At 72.4% G+C, this 16,754-nt stretch carries 16 protein-coding genes; 9 read left to right on the top strand and 7 right to left on the bottom strand.

Annotation, left to right across the window (positions count from 1 at the left end):
• Positions 1-75 precede the first annotated feature (75 nt).
• Positions 76-2,424 (top strand): GumC family protein, encoded by a 2,349-nt coding sequence (locus tag MKK55_RS28045; RefSeq protein WP_243938977.1) that lies wholly within the window; start codon positions 76-78, stop codon positions 2,422-2,424.
• 48 nt (positions 2,425-2,472) lie between these two features.
• Here the strand turns inward: MKK55_RS28045 and MKK55_RS28050 are convergent, their stop codons facing one another.
• Positions 2,473-3,624 carry a GNAT family N-acetyltransferase gene (locus MKK55_RS28050; RefSeq protein WP_243938979.1) on the bottom strand — a complete coding sequence of 384 codons (1,152 nt, stop codon included), beginning with the start codon at positions 3,622-3,624 and terminating at the stop codon, positions 2,473-2,475.
• Between the two features lie 349 nt (positions 3,625-3,973).
• On the opposite strand from MKK55_RS28050, the gene MKK55_RS28055 reads away from it, so the two are divergent.
• Positions 3,974-5,035 (top strand): polysaccharide deacetylase family protein, encoded by a 1,062-nt coding sequence (locus tag MKK55_RS28055; protein WP_147858709.1) that lies wholly within the window; start codon positions 3,974-3,976, stop codon positions 5,033-5,035.
• A gap of 15 nt (positions 5,036-5,050) precedes the next feature.
• Here the strand turns inward: MKK55_RS28055 and MKK55_RS28060 are convergent, their stop codons facing one another.
• Both MKK55_RS28060 and MKK55_RS28065 read right to left on the bottom strand, forming a co-directional pair.
• Positions 5,051-5,428 carry a hypothetical protein gene (locus MKK55_RS28060; RefSeq protein WP_147858710.1) on the bottom strand — a complete coding sequence of 126 codons (378 nt, stop codon included), beginning with the start codon at positions 5,426-5,428 and terminating at the stop codon, positions 5,051-5,053.
• A gap of 74 nt (positions 5,429-5,502) precedes the next feature.
• Entirely contained in the window at positions 5,503-5,709 is a 207-nt protein-coding gene (locus MKK55_RS28065; protein WP_147729767.1) for a DUF2842 domain-containing protein, read from the bottom strand.
• A gap of 371 nt (positions 5,710-6,080) precedes the next feature.
• On the opposite strand from MKK55_RS28065, the gene MKK55_RS28070 reads away from it, so the two are divergent.
• The gene (locus MKK55_RS28070; RefSeq protein ID WP_243938981.1) at positions 6,081-7,190 is read left to right on the top strand and encodes a COX15/CtaA family protein; all 1,110 of its coding nucleotides are present in this window, start codon (positions 6,081-6,083) and stop codon (positions 7,188-7,190) included.
• Between the two features lie 147 nt (positions 7,191-7,337).
• Complete coding sequence (gene trhA / locus MKK55_RS28075; protein WP_147729078.1) at positions 7,338-8,021, top strand: PAQR family membrane homeostasis protein TrhA; 684 nt, start codon at positions 7,338-7,340, stop codon at positions 8,019-8,021.
• A 32-nt stretch (positions 8,022-8,053) separates the two neighbouring features.
• On the opposite strand, the gene MKK55_RS28080 is transcribed toward trhA, so the two are convergent.
• Both MKK55_RS28080 and MKK55_RS28085 read right to left on the bottom strand, forming a co-directional pair.
• Entirely contained in the window at positions 8,054-8,686 is a 633-nt protein-coding gene (locus MKK55_RS28080; protein ID WP_243938983.1) for a hypothetical protein, read from the bottom strand.
• A gap of 221 nt (positions 8,687-8,907) precedes the next feature.
• On the bottom strand, positions 8,908-9,156 hold the full coding sequence (locus MKK55_RS28085) for a hypothetical protein (protein WP_147844166.1): 249 nt from the start codon (positions 9,154-9,156) through the stop codon (positions 8,908-8,910).
• Positions 9,157-9,412: 256 nt separating this feature from the next.
• On the opposite strand from MKK55_RS28085, the gene MKK55_RS28090 reads away from it, so the two are divergent.
• Complete coding sequence (locus MKK55_RS28090) at positions 9,413-9,652, top strand: hypothetical protein (protein ID WP_147729075.1); 240 nt, start codon at positions 9,413-9,415, stop codon at positions 9,650-9,652.
• Positions 9,653-9,688: 36 nt separating this feature from the next.
• Here MKK55_RS28090 and MKK55_RS28095 read toward each other — a convergent pair whose 3' ends face one another.
• Complete coding sequence (locus tag MKK55_RS28095; RefSeq protein WP_147844165.1) at positions 9,689-10,783, bottom strand: hypothetical protein; 1,095 nt, start codon at positions 10,781-10,783, stop codon at positions 9,689-9,691.
• Positions 10,784-10,822: 39 nt separating this feature from the next.
• Positions 10,823-13,831, bottom strand: coding sequence for a penicillin-binding protein 1A (locus MKK55_RS28100; RefSeq protein WP_243938985.1), 3,009 nt, complete (start codon positions 13,829-13,831; stop codon positions 10,823-10,825).
• 161 nt (positions 13,832-13,992) lie between these two features.
• Between MKK55_RS28100 and MKK55_RS28105 the strand changes: the two genes are divergently transcribed.
• From MKK55_RS28105 to MKK55_RS28120, 4 genes are all read left to right on the top strand, one after another.
• Positions 13,993-14,259, top strand: coding sequence for a BrnT family toxin (locus tag MKK55_RS28105; protein ID WP_243938987.1), 267 nt, complete (start codon positions 13,993-13,995; stop codon positions 14,257-14,259).
• Complete coding sequence (locus MKK55_RS28110; RefSeq protein WP_147725686.1) at positions 14,222-14,542, top strand: BrnA antitoxin family protein; 321 nt, start codon at positions 14,222-14,224, stop codon at positions 14,540-14,542. The genes MKK55_RS28105 and MKK55_RS28110 overlap by 38 nt, the downstream gene beginning before the upstream one ends.
• A gap of 64 nt (positions 14,543-14,606) precedes the next feature.
• Positions 14,607-16,274, top strand: coding sequence for an alpha-amylase family protein (locus MKK55_RS28115; protein ID WP_243938989.1), 1,668 nt, complete (start codon positions 14,607-14,609; stop codon positions 16,272-16,274).
• Positions 16,275-16,332: 58 nt separating this feature from the next.
• A complete protein-coding gene (locus MKK55_RS28120) occupies positions 16,333-16,701 on the top strand; it encodes a hypothetical protein (RefSeq protein WP_147725688.1) in 369 nt (122 codons plus the stop codon).
• The last annotated feature ends 53 nt before the right edge of the window (positions 16,702-16,754 follow it).

Below are 16,754 nucleotides of genomic sequence, written 5' to 3' on the forward strand. Positions count from 1 at the left end.
CTTAACAGGTTCTATTGATCTCACGTGTTGATGCGCGGGCACAGTCGCGGCCCGGCATCGCCAAGAGATCGTGCCATGTCCCGAATCGCCCCGCGCGCGGCCGCCTTCAGCGAGAGGCCGGCCTTCGCCGAAAGGCCGGCCCCGGCCGACGGCATCAGCCTGGCCCAGGTTCCCGCGCTGCTGCGCCGGTCCTGGCACTGGATCGCGGTGCCGACGCTGGTCGTCGCGGGGCTGTCGACGGTGTTCGTCCAGGTGGTCTCGCCGCGCTACACCGGCGAGGCCAAGCTGCTGCTGGAGAGCCGCGAGGCCGCCTTCGCCCGCACCGCCTCCGAGCGCGCCGAGCAGGTCCCGCCGATCGACGAGCAGGCGGTGGCGAGCCAGGTCCAGGTGATGATGTCGCGCGACCTCGCCCGCGAGGCGATCCGCCGGCTGAACCTCGTCGGCAACCCGGAATTCGATCCGAGCGCCGGCACCATCGGCCCGGTCCAGCGCACCCTGATGATGCTCGGGCTCGCCAAGAACCCCCTCGACCGTCCGGCCGAGGACCGGGTGCTGGAAGCCTATTTCGAGCGGCTGCTGGTCTTCCCGGCGGGCAAGTCGCGCATCCTCTCGGTCGAGTTCCGCGCGAAGGACGCGGAGCTGGCGGCCAAGGGCGCCAACACCGTCTCCGAGCTCTACATCGCGGCCCTGGAGGCGGCCAAGGTCGACACCGCGCGCTACGCCTCGACCTGGCTCGGCGGCAACATCGACAGCCTGCGCAAGCGCGTCGCCGAGGCCGAGGCGCGGGTCGAGGCCTACCGCGCAGGCAACGGCCTCGTCGGCTCCACCGGCGCCACCGGCCAGCCGCTCAACGCCCAGCAGCTCGGCGAGCTCTCGAGCCAGCTGTCGCAGGCCCGCATCCTGAAGGCGGATCTCGCCGGCCGGGCGAAGGCCGTCAAGGAGATGATCAAGGACGGGCGCGCCTTCGAGATCCCGGACGTCGCCAACAACGAGGTGATCCGGCGCACCGTCGAGAACCGCATCACGATCCGCGGGCAGCTCGCCCTGGAATCGCGCACGCTGCTGCCGGCGCATCCGCGCATCAAGGAGCTGACCGCGCAGCTCCAGGATCTCGACGCCCAGATCAAGGCCTCGGCCGAGCGCGTCGGGCGCACCCTGGAGAACGACGCCAAGATCGCGGCCTCCCGCGTCGAGAGCCTGCAGGCGGCGGTCGACGGCCAGCGCGACGTGGTGGTCAAGGGCAACACCAGCGAGATCCAGCTGCGCGCCCTCGAGCGCGAGGCCAAGGTCCAGCGCGAGCAGCTCGAATCCTACCTGTCGCGCTACCGCGAGGCCGCCGCCCGCGACGGCGAGAGCGCGACGCCGGCCGACGCGCGCATCATCTCGCGGGCGGTGACGCCGGAGATCCCGTCCTTCCCCAAGAAGCTGCCGATCGTCGCCTTCGCCACCCTGCTGACGCTGATGCTCGCCGCCGGCGCGGTCATCGCCCGCCACCTCCTGTCCGATCCGACCGGCGGCGGGCGGCGCGAGCGCGAGGCGGTGGCGGCCGATGCGCACGCCACGGCCGAGCGGCCCGAGCGCTTCGCCTTCCCGGAGGCCGTCCCCCCCGCCCACTGGGCCGCGGCCGAGATCGCGCCGCGCGCCGCGGCGCCGCGCTTTGCCGACCCTGCCTTTCCCGAGCCGGCATCGGCCGGGCGCGCGTCGGCCCATTCCGCGTCGGCCGAAGCGCCGGCCGAGGAGGCCGAAGCCGCGCCCGAACCCGTCCTGCCCGTCGCCGCGACGCCCGAGCCGGCGCCGCCCCGCGCCGCGGCGTTCGATCTCGCGCCGCTGATCGCCCGCCTCGAAGCCGGTCCGCGTGCCGGCAGCGGGCGCACCCTCCTCGTCGTCGAGACCGCGGGCCCCGGCCGGCCTGCAGCAGGCCCGAGCCTCGTCGAGGCGATCGAGGCGGCGCTCTCGGGCCGGGCCTCCGCGCTCTCGGTCGACCTGAACGGACCGGCCTCCGACGCCGACGCGCCGGGCCTGACGGATCTCGTCGCCGGGGAGGCCGCCTTCCTCGACGTGATCCAGGCCGAACGCGGCTCCGGGCTGCACCGGATCGCCGCCGGCTCGCTGGAGACCGAGGTGCTGCTCGAGGAGCCGGACGCGGTGGCGATCACCGTCGAGGCGATGGCCGAGGCCTACGACTGGGTGGTCTGCCGCCTGCGGGCGGAGCCGGGCGCGCACGCCCTGCTCCCCGCCCTCGGCGGCCTGATGGACAGCGTGATCATCGCCTCGAACGCGGCCCTCGACGATCCCGATCTCGGCGACCTGTTCGCCAGCGCCGAGGATTCCGGCGCGGGCCAGGTCCTCGTCGCCCAGGACCAGCCGGCTCAGGCCCGCGCCGTCCGCACCGAGCCGATGGCGCTGCGCCTGTCGGCGGCGTGACCGGAGCCCCGCCGTCTCCGTGCGGAGACGGCGGGGCCTCGAGCCGCTTCAACCGCCCTTCATCCGCCGCAGGCGCCGGACGAGGGCGAACAGGCGCGGGTCGCGCTTGATCCGGCGCTTGAGCCGGGTGAGCCGCGTCGCCACGAACCCGTAGGCGTGGCCGCGCAGCGTCACCGGCAGCGTCGCCTCCACCAGCGGGATGGTCTCGTCGCAGACGCTCGCCTTGTAGCGGGCCTCGCCGACGCCGAGGTCGAAGGCGCGGCGCCCCTGCGCGGCCTGGTCGCGCACGAGGTGGTGGAGCAGCAGGTCGCCGGGGCTGAAGCGGGCGATCTCGGGGTCGGCGTCGAACGCCGTCATCATGCCGCTGTAGCGCGCCCCGTCGACCGCCCCGCCGAAGGTCGCGAGCACGCGGCCGGTCGCCTCCAGCACCAGCGCGTGGATCTCGACCGCCGGGTTCTCGCCCGCGGTGGCCGCCGTGAGGAAGGCGCGGATCGCGGGGTCGGCATAAGGGTCGGCGATGCCCATCGCGGCGAAGCGTGCCGCCTTCTGAGCGTAGAAGGCCGACAGGAACCGCGCGGCCTCGGCGCCGTCGGCGGCCTTGCGGTAGGCGAGGGCGCCGTGCGCCTCGACGAGGCGCTTCTCCTTCGAGCGCAGCTTCTTGCGCGCGTCGGCGCTGAAGGCGCGCTTGAGCGTCGATTCGGGATCGGGCCCGAGCATCATTCCGTAGCCGTCGCTCGGTGCCGCCTCGCCGCGGATCGCCAGCGGGTTGACCGCCCCGTCCCAGGTGCGGGGCTGGTGCCCGAGCGCGTAGACGTCGATGCCGGCGGCGCACCCGACCAGGCCGAGCGCCGCGATCACGTCCTCGGCCGGCACCGCGGCGGCGTCGCGGGCGGCGAAGAGCGGCAGGTGGTAGTTGGCGTGGTCGCCGCCGAGCGTCCGGGCGATCGCGATCCCGCGGCGGCGCTCGACCGCCAGCGGCAGCAGGATGCGCGGCCGGCCGGCGGCATCGCGCAGGACGACGATCCGCAGCGCGCCGGGGGCGACGGCCGCGCCGGCATAGGCGCGGACCCAGGCGAAGCGCTGGTAGGGCGTGGCGAGGCAGGCGGGGTCGGCCTCGAGCCCGCGCCACAGCGCCTCGACGGCATCGAGATCGGTGAAGACCTCGGCGGTCAGGCCGGATCGGGCGCCCGCGCGGGCCATGATCGCTCCTGCGAGATCCCGGTTCATCGGACCGCGTGCCAGAACCGTCATCGCCCATCCCTCGCGCCGGCCTCTCGCGGAGGCAGCAAACCATCGGTCTCGGGCGCCAGTTCTCGTGCGCACGCTCCTAAGCCGGGGTGTACGGCGCGGTGCGATCGAAGCATCGGCGCCGCCCAAGCGACGACGTGGCTAACGCATGGTTGCGACGCGCCTCGGGTCCCGGGATCGCCGGTGAAACCTCAGCCTTTGTTTACATCGAAGCGGGACAAGGAACGGGCGACGCGGCGCGCGGCATCGCCTGCGACGTCCCGCTTCTGCTTCATCGATCTTGCCCCATCGAGGCGGTGCCATGCTGTCGTCCCGAAACCGCCACCGGCTGTTCGAGGCCGGGTTCCGGGCCGTCTCGGCGACGGGGGCCGACCGCTGGCTCGCGCCGGCCGCCTGCGGCCTCGGGGTCATCCTCACCTTCCACCATGTCAGCCCGGAGGCGCCGGGTCCCTACGCGCCGAACCGCCTGCTCTCGATCACGCCGGACTTCCTCGACGCGACGCTGCGCGAGCTCGACGCCCGCGGCTTCGAGGTCGTCGGCCTCGACGAGGTGCCCGAGCGCCTCGCCGCCGCGCGCTACCGGCCGCCCTTCGCGGTGCTGACCTTCGACGACGGCTACCGCGACAACGTCGAGCACGCCCTGCCGGTGCTGCGCCGCCACGGCGTGCCGTGGACGCTGTTCGTCACCAGCGACTTCGCCGACCAGACCGGGCGGCTGTGGTGGATCGAGCTGGAGCGGGCGATCGGCCGGCTGGAGCGGGTCCGCGTCGCGATCGGCACGCGGACGGTCGACCTGCCGGCGCGCAGCCCGCAGGAGAAGGCGCTCGCCTTCGAGGCGGTCTACCGCGACCTGCGCAGCGGCTCGGAAGCGCGGCTGCTCGACGGGATCGCGGCTTTGTGCCGGGAGGCGGGCATCGCCCCCGGCGCGGTCGCCGCCGAGCTCTGCCTGTCGTGGGACGACCTCAGGGCGCTGGGCCGGGACCCTGCGGTGACCTTCGGCGCGCACACGCGCAGCCATCCGATGCTGGCCAAGCACGCGGCCGAGGCGGCGCTCCGCGAGATCGGCGAGGGTCGCGACCGGCTGGCGGCGGAGCTGGCGCGGCCGGTGCGGCACCTGTCCTATCCGGTCGGTGATCCGACGTCGGCCGGCGCGCGGGAATTCGCGCTCGCCCGCGACCTCGGCTTCGAGACCGCGGTGACGACGCGGCCGGGCCACCTCTTCCCCGACCATGCCGGCCACCTGCACGCCCTGCCGCGGGTCTCGGTCAACGGCTGCCACCAGTCGCGGGCGGCGCTGGCCGGCCTGCTCTCGGGCGTGCCCTTCCTCGCCTGGAACCGCGGCCGACGCCTCAACGTGGCGTGAGCCCGGCGGACGCGGTCACCGCCGCCGGCGGCGGTGCCGGTAGGACCGGCCCTCGCTGCTGCCCGCGGTGAACACCGCGCTCTGGCGGCCGCGGCGGACGCGGTAGCGCCCGCGCCGGCTGCCGCGGGCCTCCTCGGCCGGCTCGTCGGCCTGGGTCGCGACCGCCGCCGTCGCGGGCAGGGCGGGCGCGGGCGGGGTCTCGCCCGCCGCGTAGCCGCCGGCGACGTTCTTGGCCGCCGGCCCGAACATCGCCAGGCACTGGTTGTAGGCGAGGTCGTTCTTCAGGCGCTCGCACTCGCCGACCGAACGCGGCGTCCCCTGGGCCAGGGCGGTGCCGCCGAGCCACAGGAGGAGCAACCCGGCGAGGGCAGGGGACGGTTTCGGGAGGGGCATGAAGGACATCTGCGAGCGAAGCGGCGCGGTTCGGCCGCTTCTCGCCCCCGAGTGCGGCGAAAACGCGGGCGCCGTCAGCGGTCCGGTCGTTCCATCCACTTGATCAGCGGCATCAGCGGGAAGATCCAGGCGATGCCGAGGATGCTGTAGAGCACGGTCTGGAGCAGGGCCGGCGCCTCGGCGATGCGGCTGTCGGCCAGCGCCATCGCCAGCGGCGCGTAGACGATGACGAAGGCCAGGATCCCGATCGTCCCGATCAGGGTGCGGGTGCGGCGGCGCATGCGATTCCCTTGATGCTCGCCCCGGGGGGTAGCGCCGGCGGCCGGCGATGGCAACGCGTCGGATCGGCGCCGTCAGGGCGATTGCTGAAAGCGATCGCCCTTGTTTTCAGCTGGCCTCAATCGCCGGCGCCCGCCTCCGCGGGCTTGGGCTTTCGCTTCGCTCGACGGTCTCCAGGACATTCGTCCTGAAGACCCCGCTGCGCGCGGCGCTCTTCGCGCCGTGAAGCCGCCCCGGGCGGCTTCACGCGATCGCCCTGTCGGCGCCGTCCCGCCGCGGTCCGCGCGCGTGCGGCAACGCCGGACGTTGCCGCGGGCGCCGGCTTTGCCTAACCCGGTGGCGCCCTGTCACCGATCCGAGCGACGACGCCCCGATGAGGCCTGCCGAATCCCCGCGCCGCGAAGGCGCCGTCCGCACGTGGCTCTACCTGCTCGCCGCCCTCGTCGTGGCGATGGTGGCGGTCGGCGGCGCGACGCGCCTGACCGGGTCCGGCCTGTCGATCACCGAGTGGCGCCCCGTGACCGGCGTGGTGCCGCCGCTCTCGGCCGCCGACTGGGCGACCGAGTTCGAGAAGTACCGCGACACGCCGCAATACCGCATCCTCAACCAGGGCCTGGGCCTGTCGGACTTCAAGGTGCTGTATTTCTGGGAATGGGGGCACCGCCTGCTCGGTCGGATCGTCGGCCTGGTGTTCTTCCTGCCGCTGATCGCGTTCTGGTGGCGCGGCATGCTGAGCCGGCGCCTCGGCCTCGGCCTGCTGACGCTCGGCATCCTCGGGGGCGCGCAGGGCGCGATCGGCTGGATCATGGTGGCCTCGGGTCTCCAGCCCGGCATGACCGCCGTGGCGCCGATCAAGCTCGCCCTGCACCTCACCATGGCCAGCCTGATCCTGGCGGGCCTCGTCTGGCTCGCCGCCGGCGAGCGCAGCGAAAGCGTCGCCCCGGCCCGACCCCGCCTGCGCGCGGTCGCGCTCGCCCTGCCGGCGCTGGTGCTGGCGCAGATCTTCCTCGGCGGCCTGGTCGCCGGCTCCCATGCCGGTCTCGTCCACAACACCTGGCCGACCATGGACGGCGCCTTGATCCCGCCGGCCGAGACGCTGTTCTCGGTCAGGCCCTGGATCGAGAACTTCGTCGACAACGTCACCCTGGTTCAGCTCAACCACCGGTTGACCGCCTACCTGCTGCTCGCCGTCGCCCTCGCGCACGCGGCCGACGCGCGGCTCGCCGCCCCGGGCAGCGCGGTCGCGCGGCGCGCCACCGGCGTCGCTGGGCTCGCCGTGGCTCAGGCCGGGCTCGGCATCGCGACGCTGCTGATGGCCGTGCCGCTCTGGGCGGCCCTGGCGCACCAGGTGCTGGCGATGGCCGTCCTGGTGATGGCGACCGTCCATGCGCGCCTGAGCCGCGGCCTCGTGCGCGCGACGCGCACGACCGGCCCGGCGATCGCCCCGTTCGGCTTCGAGGCGCTCGCTGGACGCGGGGCCTGATGGCGGCTCGGAGGCCCGCTTCCCCGATTCAGGATGAATGTTGAGCCTGATCGGTGGAAAAGTCGGGACGGCTCGGCGCTGCGTGGTCTGCCGGTGGAACGAGTGTCATCGAAACGGCTTAGCCTCGATGCGTTGCAGGAGGCTGTGATGTTCCTGGCCGAAGACGGACGACCGGTTGGTCTCACCTGGCACTATACGCCGCGCGAGATCGTCGCCGACGGGGTGGTCCACGGCCTCGGCGTGCTCCTCGGCCTCGCCGGGGCGGTGGCCCTGGTGTCGATGGCGCTGACGGAGCATCTCGGCACGTCCGAGCGGGTCGCGGTGGCGGTCTACGCCACCGCCCTGGTCTCGATGCTGGCGGTCTCGGCCACCTACAACCTCTACCCGGTCGGCCCGCGCAAATGGCTGCTGCGCCGCGCCGACCACGCGTTGATCTACCTGATGATCGCCGGCACCTACACGCCGCTCGTCGCCCTGGTCGGGACCGGGCCGACGGCGTGGGCGCTCCTCGCCTTCGTGTGGATCGTGGCCGGGATCGGCATCGCGGTGAAGCTGCTACTGCCCGGCCGCTTCGACCGGCTGTCGATCGGCCTCTACCTGCTCCTCGGCTGGTGCGGCCTGTTCGCCTACGAATCGGTGATCGCGGCGCTGCAGCCGACCGCTTTGTGGATGCTCGCGATCGGCGGCCTGCTCTACTCGGTCGGGGTGATCTTCCACGTCTGGCGCAAGCTTCCGTTCCAGAACGCGATCTGGCACGCCTTCGTGCTCGCGGCCGCCGCCTGCCATTACGGCACGGTCTGGGCGAGCCTGACCGGCGCCGCGATCAGCTGATCCTCCGCCAATGACAGGGATCGGTCGGCGCCTCAGGGCGCCACCGTCCACGGGCTGATGACGCGCATCGAGGCCTGTTGCGGCATCAGGGTCGCGGGCGTGCGCGGCGTGGATTTCAGCCGCTCGACGAACTTGCGCGCCTGGTCGGCCGGCAGCGCCGAGGCGGGCGCCATCAGCGCCGCCAGCTGCTTGCGGGTGCCGCGATCGACGTAGGCCGAACGCTCGACCGGGGCGAAGTCGCGCATCGTGTGGGCCGCATCGGGATCGCCGGTGAACACGCGGGCTCCGCTGCTCAACACCACGATGTCGCCGGGCCGCAGCGTCTCGTCCTTCATCAGGGCGGCGGCGGCGCCGCCCGTCATGTCGATCGGCTTCTGGCGGTCGGTGATCCGCACCTTCAGCGGCTCCGCGGCGGGCAGGGCGGCGTAGCGGGTCCGCGGCCGCAGCCGCGGCGACATCGCCCGGCGGATGCGCGGACGGTACGCGCCGCCGGAATAGGCCGGCTGGCTCGGCTCGGGCGCCTGCGCCTGCGCCGCCGGGCGGGCCCCACCGAACAGCGCCTCGAAGAAGCCGAGCTCGGCCGCCTGCGCCTGGGCGACGCCGCCGGCGACGAGGCCACCGGCGAGCACGGTGGCGAGGACGCGACGGTTCAAGGACAACGTCATCGATCCCTCCAAGGATGGGCGTGCAGAGACATGAGGTGAACCGCACGGCGCGTGCGATGCGACACCCCGTTAACGGCAACTTAAACGCGACAGTTCCGCGAAGTTTGCACGCGAATTCGCGGGCGGGCGCACCGGTCGAACGCATGGCGGAAGGCGCGGGCCCGATCGCATCGGGTCGCGCGAAACGTCCGGACGGATGTCGGCGGTTGCTGCGTCGGGCGTCAGGCCGGCGCGGCCTGCTCGCCCTCGCCGATGCAGTCGAGCGCGCGCTCGACGGCGCTGACCGCGTCGAGCAGGTGCTGGACCGTGCGCTCGACCTCGAGCGCCGGGCGGCCCATGGCGGCGGCGCGGGCGCTGACGTCCTCGAGCTGCTCGAGCAGCGTGAGAAGGTCTCCGGCGACGGCGACGACCTCGCAACGGGCGAGCTGCTGCACGGGGGTGCGCGGGCGGAAGGGCAGGACGTTGCTCATGAAGGCTTTCGGCTCATCACGGTCGTTGTCGCCGGAACGCGCCCGCTTGGCCAGGGTCGCACCGCCGCTCCTCCACACGAATGCCCGGTTTCGCGGCCGCAAAGCCACGCCGTGGTGACTTTTCCGTGGCCGGACGACATCACATCCCCGGCAACCGATTCACGCGATCGGCACTGCCTTGACGCGGACACACTGGCCCGACACCTCGGCCCGTCATTCCCGCGCCTTCCCTCCCGATCACGCCCCAGGACCCGCGATGCGCCTCGTCCCGACCGTTCAGACACTCGCTCCCTTCGCCCTCGCGGCCGCCCTGGTCGGCGGCCTCGGCGCCTGCAACAGCGTCGACGGCCCCGACAGCCGCAGCGGCCTGGCGGAGACCTTCAACACCGACAACTACCGGCGCTCGAACGACACCAACGGCACGCAGACCCGGCCCGACGTGAACCGCCTGTACACCCAGCCCTCGATTCCCTCGATCGCCAACCGCGGCTACTGATCCCCGGATCGCTCCGCACCCGCGGCCCGGGGCGCCCTAGCGCTTGGCCAGGGCGTCGGCGAAGGCCGCGATGCGGTTGCGGGCGTAGGTCGGCAGGCCGGCGCTGATCGAGGTGCCGGTGTTGAAGCTCGAATTGCCCATCAGCACCTGCGCCGGCAGCAGGTTCCTGAGCACGGGGACGCGGGCGTATTCCGCCTTGCGGTCGAGGACGTCGCCCTTGATCGCCAGCGCCATGTAGGTGGTCACGACGGTCTTGGTCGGGTCGCCCGGCATCGGCTGGAACACCGCCAGGAACTTGCCGAAGCGCAGGATCTGGTTGACCCAGAAGATCGTCTGCTCCAGCCCGCCCGTGACGGTGGTGTCGACCTTCGTCAGCGCCCCGAGGCCGGCCGCCCGATCGGGGGCGAGGGTGCGCAGCTCGCTCTGGAACGTCACGAACTCGGCGATCTTCTTCGCGCCGCCCTCCTCCAGCTTGTTGGCGAGCTTCACGCCGAGCGGCAGCTTGCCCTCGAGGTCGTAGCGCGACTCGATGCAGACCGTGCCCGGCTCGCACCACGGGCGGTCGGGACGGCGGGCGAAGGCCGCGGCGGGGTCCTTGGTCGGCGTCACGTCGGCGGGGTCGAGGGCCTTGTGCTTGATCGCCGGGTCCATCGCCTGCACGAAGCCGAGACGGGCCAGCGCCGCGAGGTCGATCGCCTCGGGAGGCCGCGCCACCACGAAGCGCCCCTCGGCGACGTAAACCTTCAGCGTCTCGTGCCGGGGCTTGGCCACGCCGTTCACGGTGGTGGTGTAGTCCGGCTCCTTGTAGCCGGGGAAGGGCGAGAGCGCGGCCGCTTCCGCAGGCTTGGTCCGGACCCAGTCGAGGTAGGGCGTCAAGCCGTTCTCCGGCGTCGACGGGTTGTCGCGGTGGTCGCTCACCAGGATCGCGCCGGGCTTGAGCGTCGTCGGATCGACGGCGGTGATCGAGGCGACCTCGCGGATCCGCCCGGCGGCGGCCGGCGTCGCCGCCATGCCCGGCTGCGCGGGCGACGGTGCCGGCGCCTGGGCCATCGCGCATGGGGCGCCCGAGAGCACGAACCCCGGGAGCACGAGCAAGGGCAGGGCAAGGCGAGCCGGAAGCTGCATCCGCACGAAAGGAACCTCGATGGGAAAGGGGGAGGGGCGGCGGCGTCAGTAGCGCGGGTCGTCGCCGAACAGGTAATCGGGGTCGCGCCGCCGCGGCCGGGCATCGTCGTCGCCGAAGGGCGAGCGCGCCGTCTGGCCGGGCCAGAGCCGGGAGCCGCCGTCGAGGTCGCCCTGGGCCCGGCGGCTGCGCATCGCCGGGCGCCGGTCGCCGAACGGGTCGAGCAGGTCGGCATCGGGCGCGCGGTTGCCGTAGGCGTCGCCGGCGACGTCGGCGCCGTCCTCGAGGCCCGAGAGGTCGCCGTCCTCCGCGTCCGGCCGCATCGCGTAGGCGTTCTCGCGCGGCAGCAGCTTGTACTGCGTGTCGGCCATGCGGCCGTCGGCGGCCTTGCGGAAGTGCTCGGTGAACCCGCCGCCCGAGACGCGCTGCCCGCTGCGCGGGTCGATCGAGAGGTCGACGAGCATCTGCCGCGCCTCCGGGGAGGGCGGGGCCAGCGGGGTCTTGGCCACGCCGTTGGCCCAGGCGGCCTGGAAGATCGCGGACGCGATCGGCACGGAGACGTGGCCGCCGGTCTGGCCGCGGCCCAGCGTCTTGCGGGTGCCGTCGGCATTGTCGTAGCCGACCCAGACCACCACCGTGACCTCGTTGGTGAAGCCGGCGAACCACGCGTCGTTCTCGTTCTCCGAGGTGCCGGTCTTGCCGGCCACGAACTGCGAGACCCGCGCCAGGGCCGCCGCGGTCCCGTGGTTGGTCACGCCCTGGAGCATGGTCTTGAGCTGGTAGAACGCGACCCGGTCGGCCGAGCCGATCCGCACCGGCTCGCGGGCCGCGTGGGCGTAGACGGTCCTGCCGTCGCGCTCGATCCCTTCGAGGGCGTAGGGCGCGGTGCGGGCGCCCTCGTTGGCCACCGCGGCGTAGAACCCGGCGAGGTCGATCATCCGCACCGGCTGGGCGCCCAGCACGAACGGGTAGTACGGCTCGCAGGCGGCGTAGATCTGCGCCTCCAGGGCGATGTCGCAGACCCGCTTGAGGCTGGCCGGCGCCTTGTCCGCGATCCCGCCCTGGAGGAGGCGGGCGGTGACGAGGTTCTTGGAGAATTCCAGGCCGCGCCGCAGGGTCGTCGGGCCGGAGCCGCCGCCCTCGTAGTTCTTCGGCGACCATGCGTCGCCGACCCCGCCGATCGGCGGCAGGGTCACGGGCGCGTCCATCACCAGGGTGTTGGGCTGCAGGCCGGCGTTCAGCGCGGCGAGGTAGGTCAGCGGCTTCAGGGTCGAGCCGGGCTGGCGCACCGCCTGCGTCACGCGATTGAGCTGGCTCGCCGGGTAGGAGAACCCGCCGGCCATCGCCAGGATGCGGCCGGTGCGGTTCTCCAGCATCAGGGCCGCGCCCTGCACCGACGGCTTCACGCGGATCTCGGCGCGCAGACCTTTGCCGTCCCGCAGCTTCACCCGGACGACGTCGTACGGCTGCAGCCTGCCGCGGGCGATGCCGGGGTCGAGCAGGGCGACGCGGCCGTCGCCGAGCCCGACCTTCACGCCGTTGCGGCCGGTCTCCAGCACCACGGCGAGCGGCCAGCGCACGTCGTAGAGCACCGGCCGGGCGCTCTCGAGCGCCCGCAGCCACACCGGCTTTTCGGCGGGCGCCGCCGCGGCGACCGGCTTTCCGCGCGCCGGCCTGCCGACGGCCGCCTTCGCCGCCTCGGGTTTCGCCTCCGCCCCGGTCACGCCCGGCAGCGATTGCGGCGCCGCCTCGGGGGCGGGCGTCGCCGCCCCGAGCTTGCGCACGCTGTCGGCGAGGTTGAACTCCGGCCCGGAGAAGGTCTGGCGCCCGGTGCCGCGCTCGTAATTCGCCAGCCCGTCCTGCAGCGCGCCCTCGACCGCCCGCTGGAGCCCGGCATTGATGGTCGAGCGCACGGTGAAGGACGAAGCGGTGAGCGAATCGAGGCCGGCGAAGGTGCGGGCCTCGCGGGTGAGATGATCGACCACGTAGAACCCGGAATCCCGCCGCGCGGTCTCGATCGGCTTCAGCCCGAGGTCGGAGGCGACGGCCGCCGCCATCTCGGCCTCGGTGATCGCCCCCTCCTCCTTGAGGCGGGCGAGCACGTAGGCGCGGCGCTCGCGGGCGCGCTCGGGGTACTTGTCGGGGCTGTAGAAGTTGGGGCCCTTCGGCATGCCGGCGAGAAGCGCCGCCTCGGGCAGGGTGAGCTCGCCCACCGACTTCCCGAAATAGCTCCTGGCGGCCATCTCGATGCCGTAGGCGCCGCGGCCGAGATAGATCCCGTTGAGGTAGAGCCCGAGGATCTGCGGCTTGCCGAGGATGCGCTCCAGGCGGGAGGCGACGATCATCTCGCGGATCTTGCGCTCGTAGGTGACGTCGTCGCCCACCGAGAGGTTCTTCACCACCTGCTGCGTGATGGTCGAGCCGCCGGCCGGGCGGCCCGGGGCGGCGAGGTTTCCGATGAAGGCGCGGATCACCCCGCGCTCGTCGATGCCGTGGTGGCTCTCGAAGCGCTTGTCCTCGGCGGCGATGAAAGCTTGTCGGACCAGTTGCGGCACGTCGCCGATCGGCACGACGAGGCGGCGGCCGTTCGGCTCGAAGGTCTCGGCGAAGGGCTTTCCCGAGGCGTCGAGGATGCGGGTCATGCCCGGCAGCGCCTTGTCGCGCAGGGCCTCGGCGGTCGGCAGGTCGGTGGTCGCCCTGTTGTAGAATTCGATCACCTCGCGGGCGTCGAACGGCGAGGCCTTGGGGTTCTCGCCCTTGCAGAACTGCTTGTAGCTCGTGTTCAGCTCGCCGATGTCGAGCCCGTGCAGGATCTTCGGCGCCGCCGGCCCCGCCACCGCGCTCGGGTCCTCCATCGCGGTGGAGATCAGCTCGTCGAGGTTGATGTCCTCGATGTCGAAGGCTTTTCGCATGTGCGCGCAGCCGTCGCGCAGGATCTGCACGACCTGCGGACCGTCGACGGCAGGGTCGAACCGGGTCCTCACCGCATCGGGCTTGGTCGTGACCTGGCTCAGCGTCAGGGCGGTCGCGAACAGCTTGATCAGGATGGTGTTCATGAAATCCGGGGCACCGGGCTCTTCCACGCGCGCCCCGAACCTGCGGGCGTCGCTCTGAACAGGGCGTGCACAACGCGGCTGTTTTAAGGAGCGTGCCTCGCCCCAGGCTTGTGCGCGGCTGCGTATTGACGCTTCGTATGGACACGTTACGGTGCGCTGCGATGTTCGAGGGGGACGAGGCCAAGCGGCTCGGCAACCTTGCCAAGCACCGGCTCGATTTCGTCAGGGCGGACCTCCTGTTCGACGGTCGCGCCCGGCTCGACCTGCCGTCGACGCATGCGCCCGAGCCGCGCATGATCACCGTCGCCGAACTCGACGGGGTGTTCGTCGCCCTGGTCTGGACATGGCGCGGCGATCGGCGTCGCGCGATCTCACTCCGGAGGGCACGTCATGAGGAACGAGCCGCATATCGTCAGCTATACGGCTGAGGAACTGACCGCGATGCGGAGGGACGGCGAGGACCGGACAGACTGGGAGGCCGTGAAGGCCATGACCGATGCCGAGGTCGAGGCCGCGGTCGCCTCCGACCCCGACGAGGCGGGGCTGGAGATCGACTGGAGCAAGGCGGTGTTCCACCCCGAGTCGCGCAAGAAGCCGATGACCATCCGGCTCGACGCCGACGTCCTGGCCTTCTTCCAGGGCCAGGGACGCGGATATCAGACCCGGATCAACGCCGTGCTGCGCGCCTACATGGAGCATGCGCGGAAGTAGCGGACCGGCCGGCTTCCTCCGTCCCGCCGCGCGCGTCGGGCCCCCTTCGACCTCGCGAGGCCCGATGATCACCGACCTCTGGTACAAGAACGCCGTCATCTACTGCCTGTCGGTCGCCACCTTCATGGATGCCGACGGCGACGGGATCGGCGATTTCGCCGGGCTGGAGCGGCGGCTCGACTACCTCCAGGGGCTCGGCGTCACGGCGGTGTGGCTGATGCCGTTCCAGCCCTCGCTGAAGCGCGACGGCGGCTACGACATCGCCGACCATTACGGGGTCGATCCGGATTACGGGTCGCTCGGGGACTTCGTGGCCTTCACCCACGCCGCCAAGCAGCGCGGCCTGCGGGTGCTGATCGACCTCGTGGTCAACCACACCTCGGACCAGCACCGCTGGTTCCAATCCGCCCGCTCCGACCCGGATTCGCCCTATCGCGACTGGTACGTCTGGTCGAAGGAGAAGCCGGCCAACGCCGACGAAGGCATGGTGTTTCCCGGCGTCCAGACGACGACCTGGACCTGGGACGAGGCGGCGGGCGCCTACTACTTCCACCGCTTCTTCGACTTCCAGCCCGACCTGAACACGGCCAACCCCGCCGTGCTGGCCGAGATCCTGAAGATCATGGGCTTCTGGATCGAGCTCGGGGTCTCGGGCTTCCGCATGGATGCGGTGCCCTTCGTCATCGCCGAGAAGGGCGCCGACGTGACGGGCGCGCCGCGCGAGCAGTTCGACATGCTGCGCGACTTCCGCGAGTTCCTGCAATGGCGCAAGGGCGACGCGATCATCCTGGCCGAGGCCAACATCCTGCCCCGCCAGGACCTCGACTATTTCGGCGACGACGCCGACCGCGCGCACATGATGTTCAACTTCCAGGTCAACCAGGCGACCTTCTACGCGCTGGCGGCCCACGACGCGCGGCCGCTCGTCAAGGCGATCGAGCGGACCAAGCCCCGGCCGCTCTCCTGCCAGTGGGGCATCTTCCTGAGGAACCACGACGAGCTCGACCTCGGTCGCCTGACCGATAAGCAGCGCCAGACCGTCTTCGAGAGGTTCGGCCCCGACAAGGGCATGCAGCTCTACGACCGCGGCATCCGGCGCCGCTTCGCGCCGATGCTCGACGGCGACCCGCGCCGCATCCGGCTTGCCTACTCGCTGATGTTCACGCTGCCCGGCACCCCGGTGCTGCGCTACGGCGACGAGATCGGCATGGGCGACGACCTGACCCTGAAGGAGCGCGACTGCGCCCGTACGCCGATGCAGTGGACGCCCGAGGCGCAGGGCGGCTTCACCCGGTCGGCGACGCCGACCATGCCGCCGATCGACCACGGCGCCTACGGCTACGCGCACGTCAACGTCGCGGACCAGCGCCACGAGACCGGCTCGCTCCTCAACTGGATGCAGAGCATCATCCGCCTGCGCAAGGAGGCGCCGGAGATCGGCTGGGGCGATGTCACCGCGCTCGAGACCGGCCAGCCGGCCGTGCTGGCGCTCCGCTACGACTGGCGCGGCAACGCGGTGCTGTGCCTCCACAACCTCGGGCCCGGCCCGACCGAGGTCGCGCTCGACACCGGCGTCCCCGCGCCGGACGGCCTGCTGCTGATCGACCTGCTCACGGGCGAGCGCAGCGAGGCGGACGATGCCGGGCGCCACGGCCTCTACCTGGAGGGCTACGGCTATCACTGGTTCCGGGTCGGCGGGCTCGACGCGCTTTTGAAGCGCAAGCCGACCTGACCGGCGCCTCGCGCTTGCCGCCGCGGCAGGGTAGGGGAGACCGGGAAGCGAGAACCCGATGCCCCGACGCCCCCCACTTTCGCCCGACGCGACCATCGCCGACGTGCTGCCCGACCTCGAGGACGGCGAGGCCTATCTCCGCGCGGTGCTCGCCACCATGCGGATGTGCCAGAAGCATTTCGGCGACGCCGTGGTGCGGATCGGGGTGACCGCGAAGGGCGGCCCGCCCTCCTACCGGATCGACCGCCCGGCGCCCGACGGCGCGGAGGCGCTGGTGCTGTTCGGCGCCTATGGCGGCCGCTCGCACGACCGCTTCACCCAGGTGAACACCGCCGAGACCCGCTGGAGCAGCCGGGCGCTGGGCATGGCGGAGATGCTGGCGCTCCACGACGGCTTCCGCCGGCCGAAGGGCGGGGCGGCCGACTGAGCGAGACCCCGAGAGCATCGTCCTCCCGCGCGCCCCATCGACCGCGCGCGACG

This window comes from Methylobacterium sp. J-059 (assembly GCF_022829485.1).
Lineage (GTDB): Bacteria > Pseudomonadota > Alphaproteobacteria > Rhizobiales > Beijerinckiaceae > Methylobacterium.

What these genes read in the sequence shown, in the direction of transcription:
- MKK55_RS28050 (WP_243938979.1), bottom strand. Translation starts at nt 3,624, where the DNA reads ATGGCCCGCGCGGGCGCCCGATCCGGCCTGACCGCCGAGGTCTTCACC.
- MKK55_RS28060 (WP_147858710.1), bottom strand. Translation starts at nt 5,428, where the DNA reads ATGCCCCTCCCGAAACCGTCCCCTGCCCTCGCCGGGTTGCTCCTCCTG.
- MKK55_RS28055 (WP_147858709.1), top strand. Translation starts at nt 3,974, where the DNA reads ATGCTGTCGTCCCGAAACCGCCACCGGCTGTTCGAGGCCGGGTTCCGG.
- MKK55_RS28070 (WP_243938981.1), top strand. Translation starts at nt 6,081, where the DNA reads ATGAGGCCTGCCGAATCCCCGCGCCGCGAAGGCGCCGTCCGCACGTGG.
- MKK55_RS28120 (WP_147725688.1), top strand. Translation starts at nt 16,333, where the DNA reads ATGCCCCGACGCCCCCCACTTTCGCCCGACGCGACCATCGCCGACGTG.
- MKK55_RS28080 (WP_243938983.1), bottom strand. Translation starts at nt 8,686, where the DNA reads ATGACGTTGTCCTTGAACCGTCGCGTCCTCGCCACCGTGCTCGCCGGT.
- MKK55_RS28065 (WP_147729767.1), bottom strand. Translation starts at nt 5,709, where the DNA reads ATGCGCCGCCGCACCCGCACCCTGATCGGGACGATCGGGATCCTGGCC.
- MKK55_RS28045 (WP_243938977.1), top strand. Translation starts at nt 76, where the DNA reads ATGTCCCGAATCGCCCCGCGCGCGGCCGCCTTCAGCGAGAGGCCGGCC.
- MKK55_RS28100 (WP_243938985.1), bottom strand. Translation starts at nt 13,831, where the DNA reads ATGAACACCATCCTGATCAAGCTGTTCGCGACCGCCCTGACGCTGAGC.
- MKK55_RS28115 (WP_243938989.1), top strand. Translation starts at nt 14,607, where the DNA reads ATGATCACCGACCTCTGGTACAAGAACGCCGTCATCTACTGCCTGTCG.
- MKK55_RS28110 (WP_147725686.1), top strand. Translation starts at nt 14,222, where the DNA reads ATGAGGAACGAGCCGCATATCGTCAGCTATACGGCTGAGGAACTGACC.
- MKK55_RS28085 (WP_147844166.1), bottom strand. Translation starts at nt 9,156, where the DNA reads ATGAGCAACGTCCTGCCCTTCCGCCCGCGCACCCCCGTGCAGCAGCTC.
- MKK55_RS28090 (WP_147729075.1), top strand. Translation starts at nt 9,413, where the DNA reads ATGCGCCTCGTCCCGACCGTTCAGACACTCGCTCCCTTCGCCCTCGCG.
- MKK55_RS28105 (WP_243938987.1), top strand. Translation starts at nt 13,993, where the DNA reads ATGTTCGAGGGGGACGAGGCCAAGCGGCTCGGCAACCTTGCCAAGCAC.
- trhA (WP_147729078.1), top strand. Translation starts at nt 7,338, where the DNA reads ATGTTCCTGGCCGAAGACGGACGACCGGTTGGTCTCACCTGGCACTAT.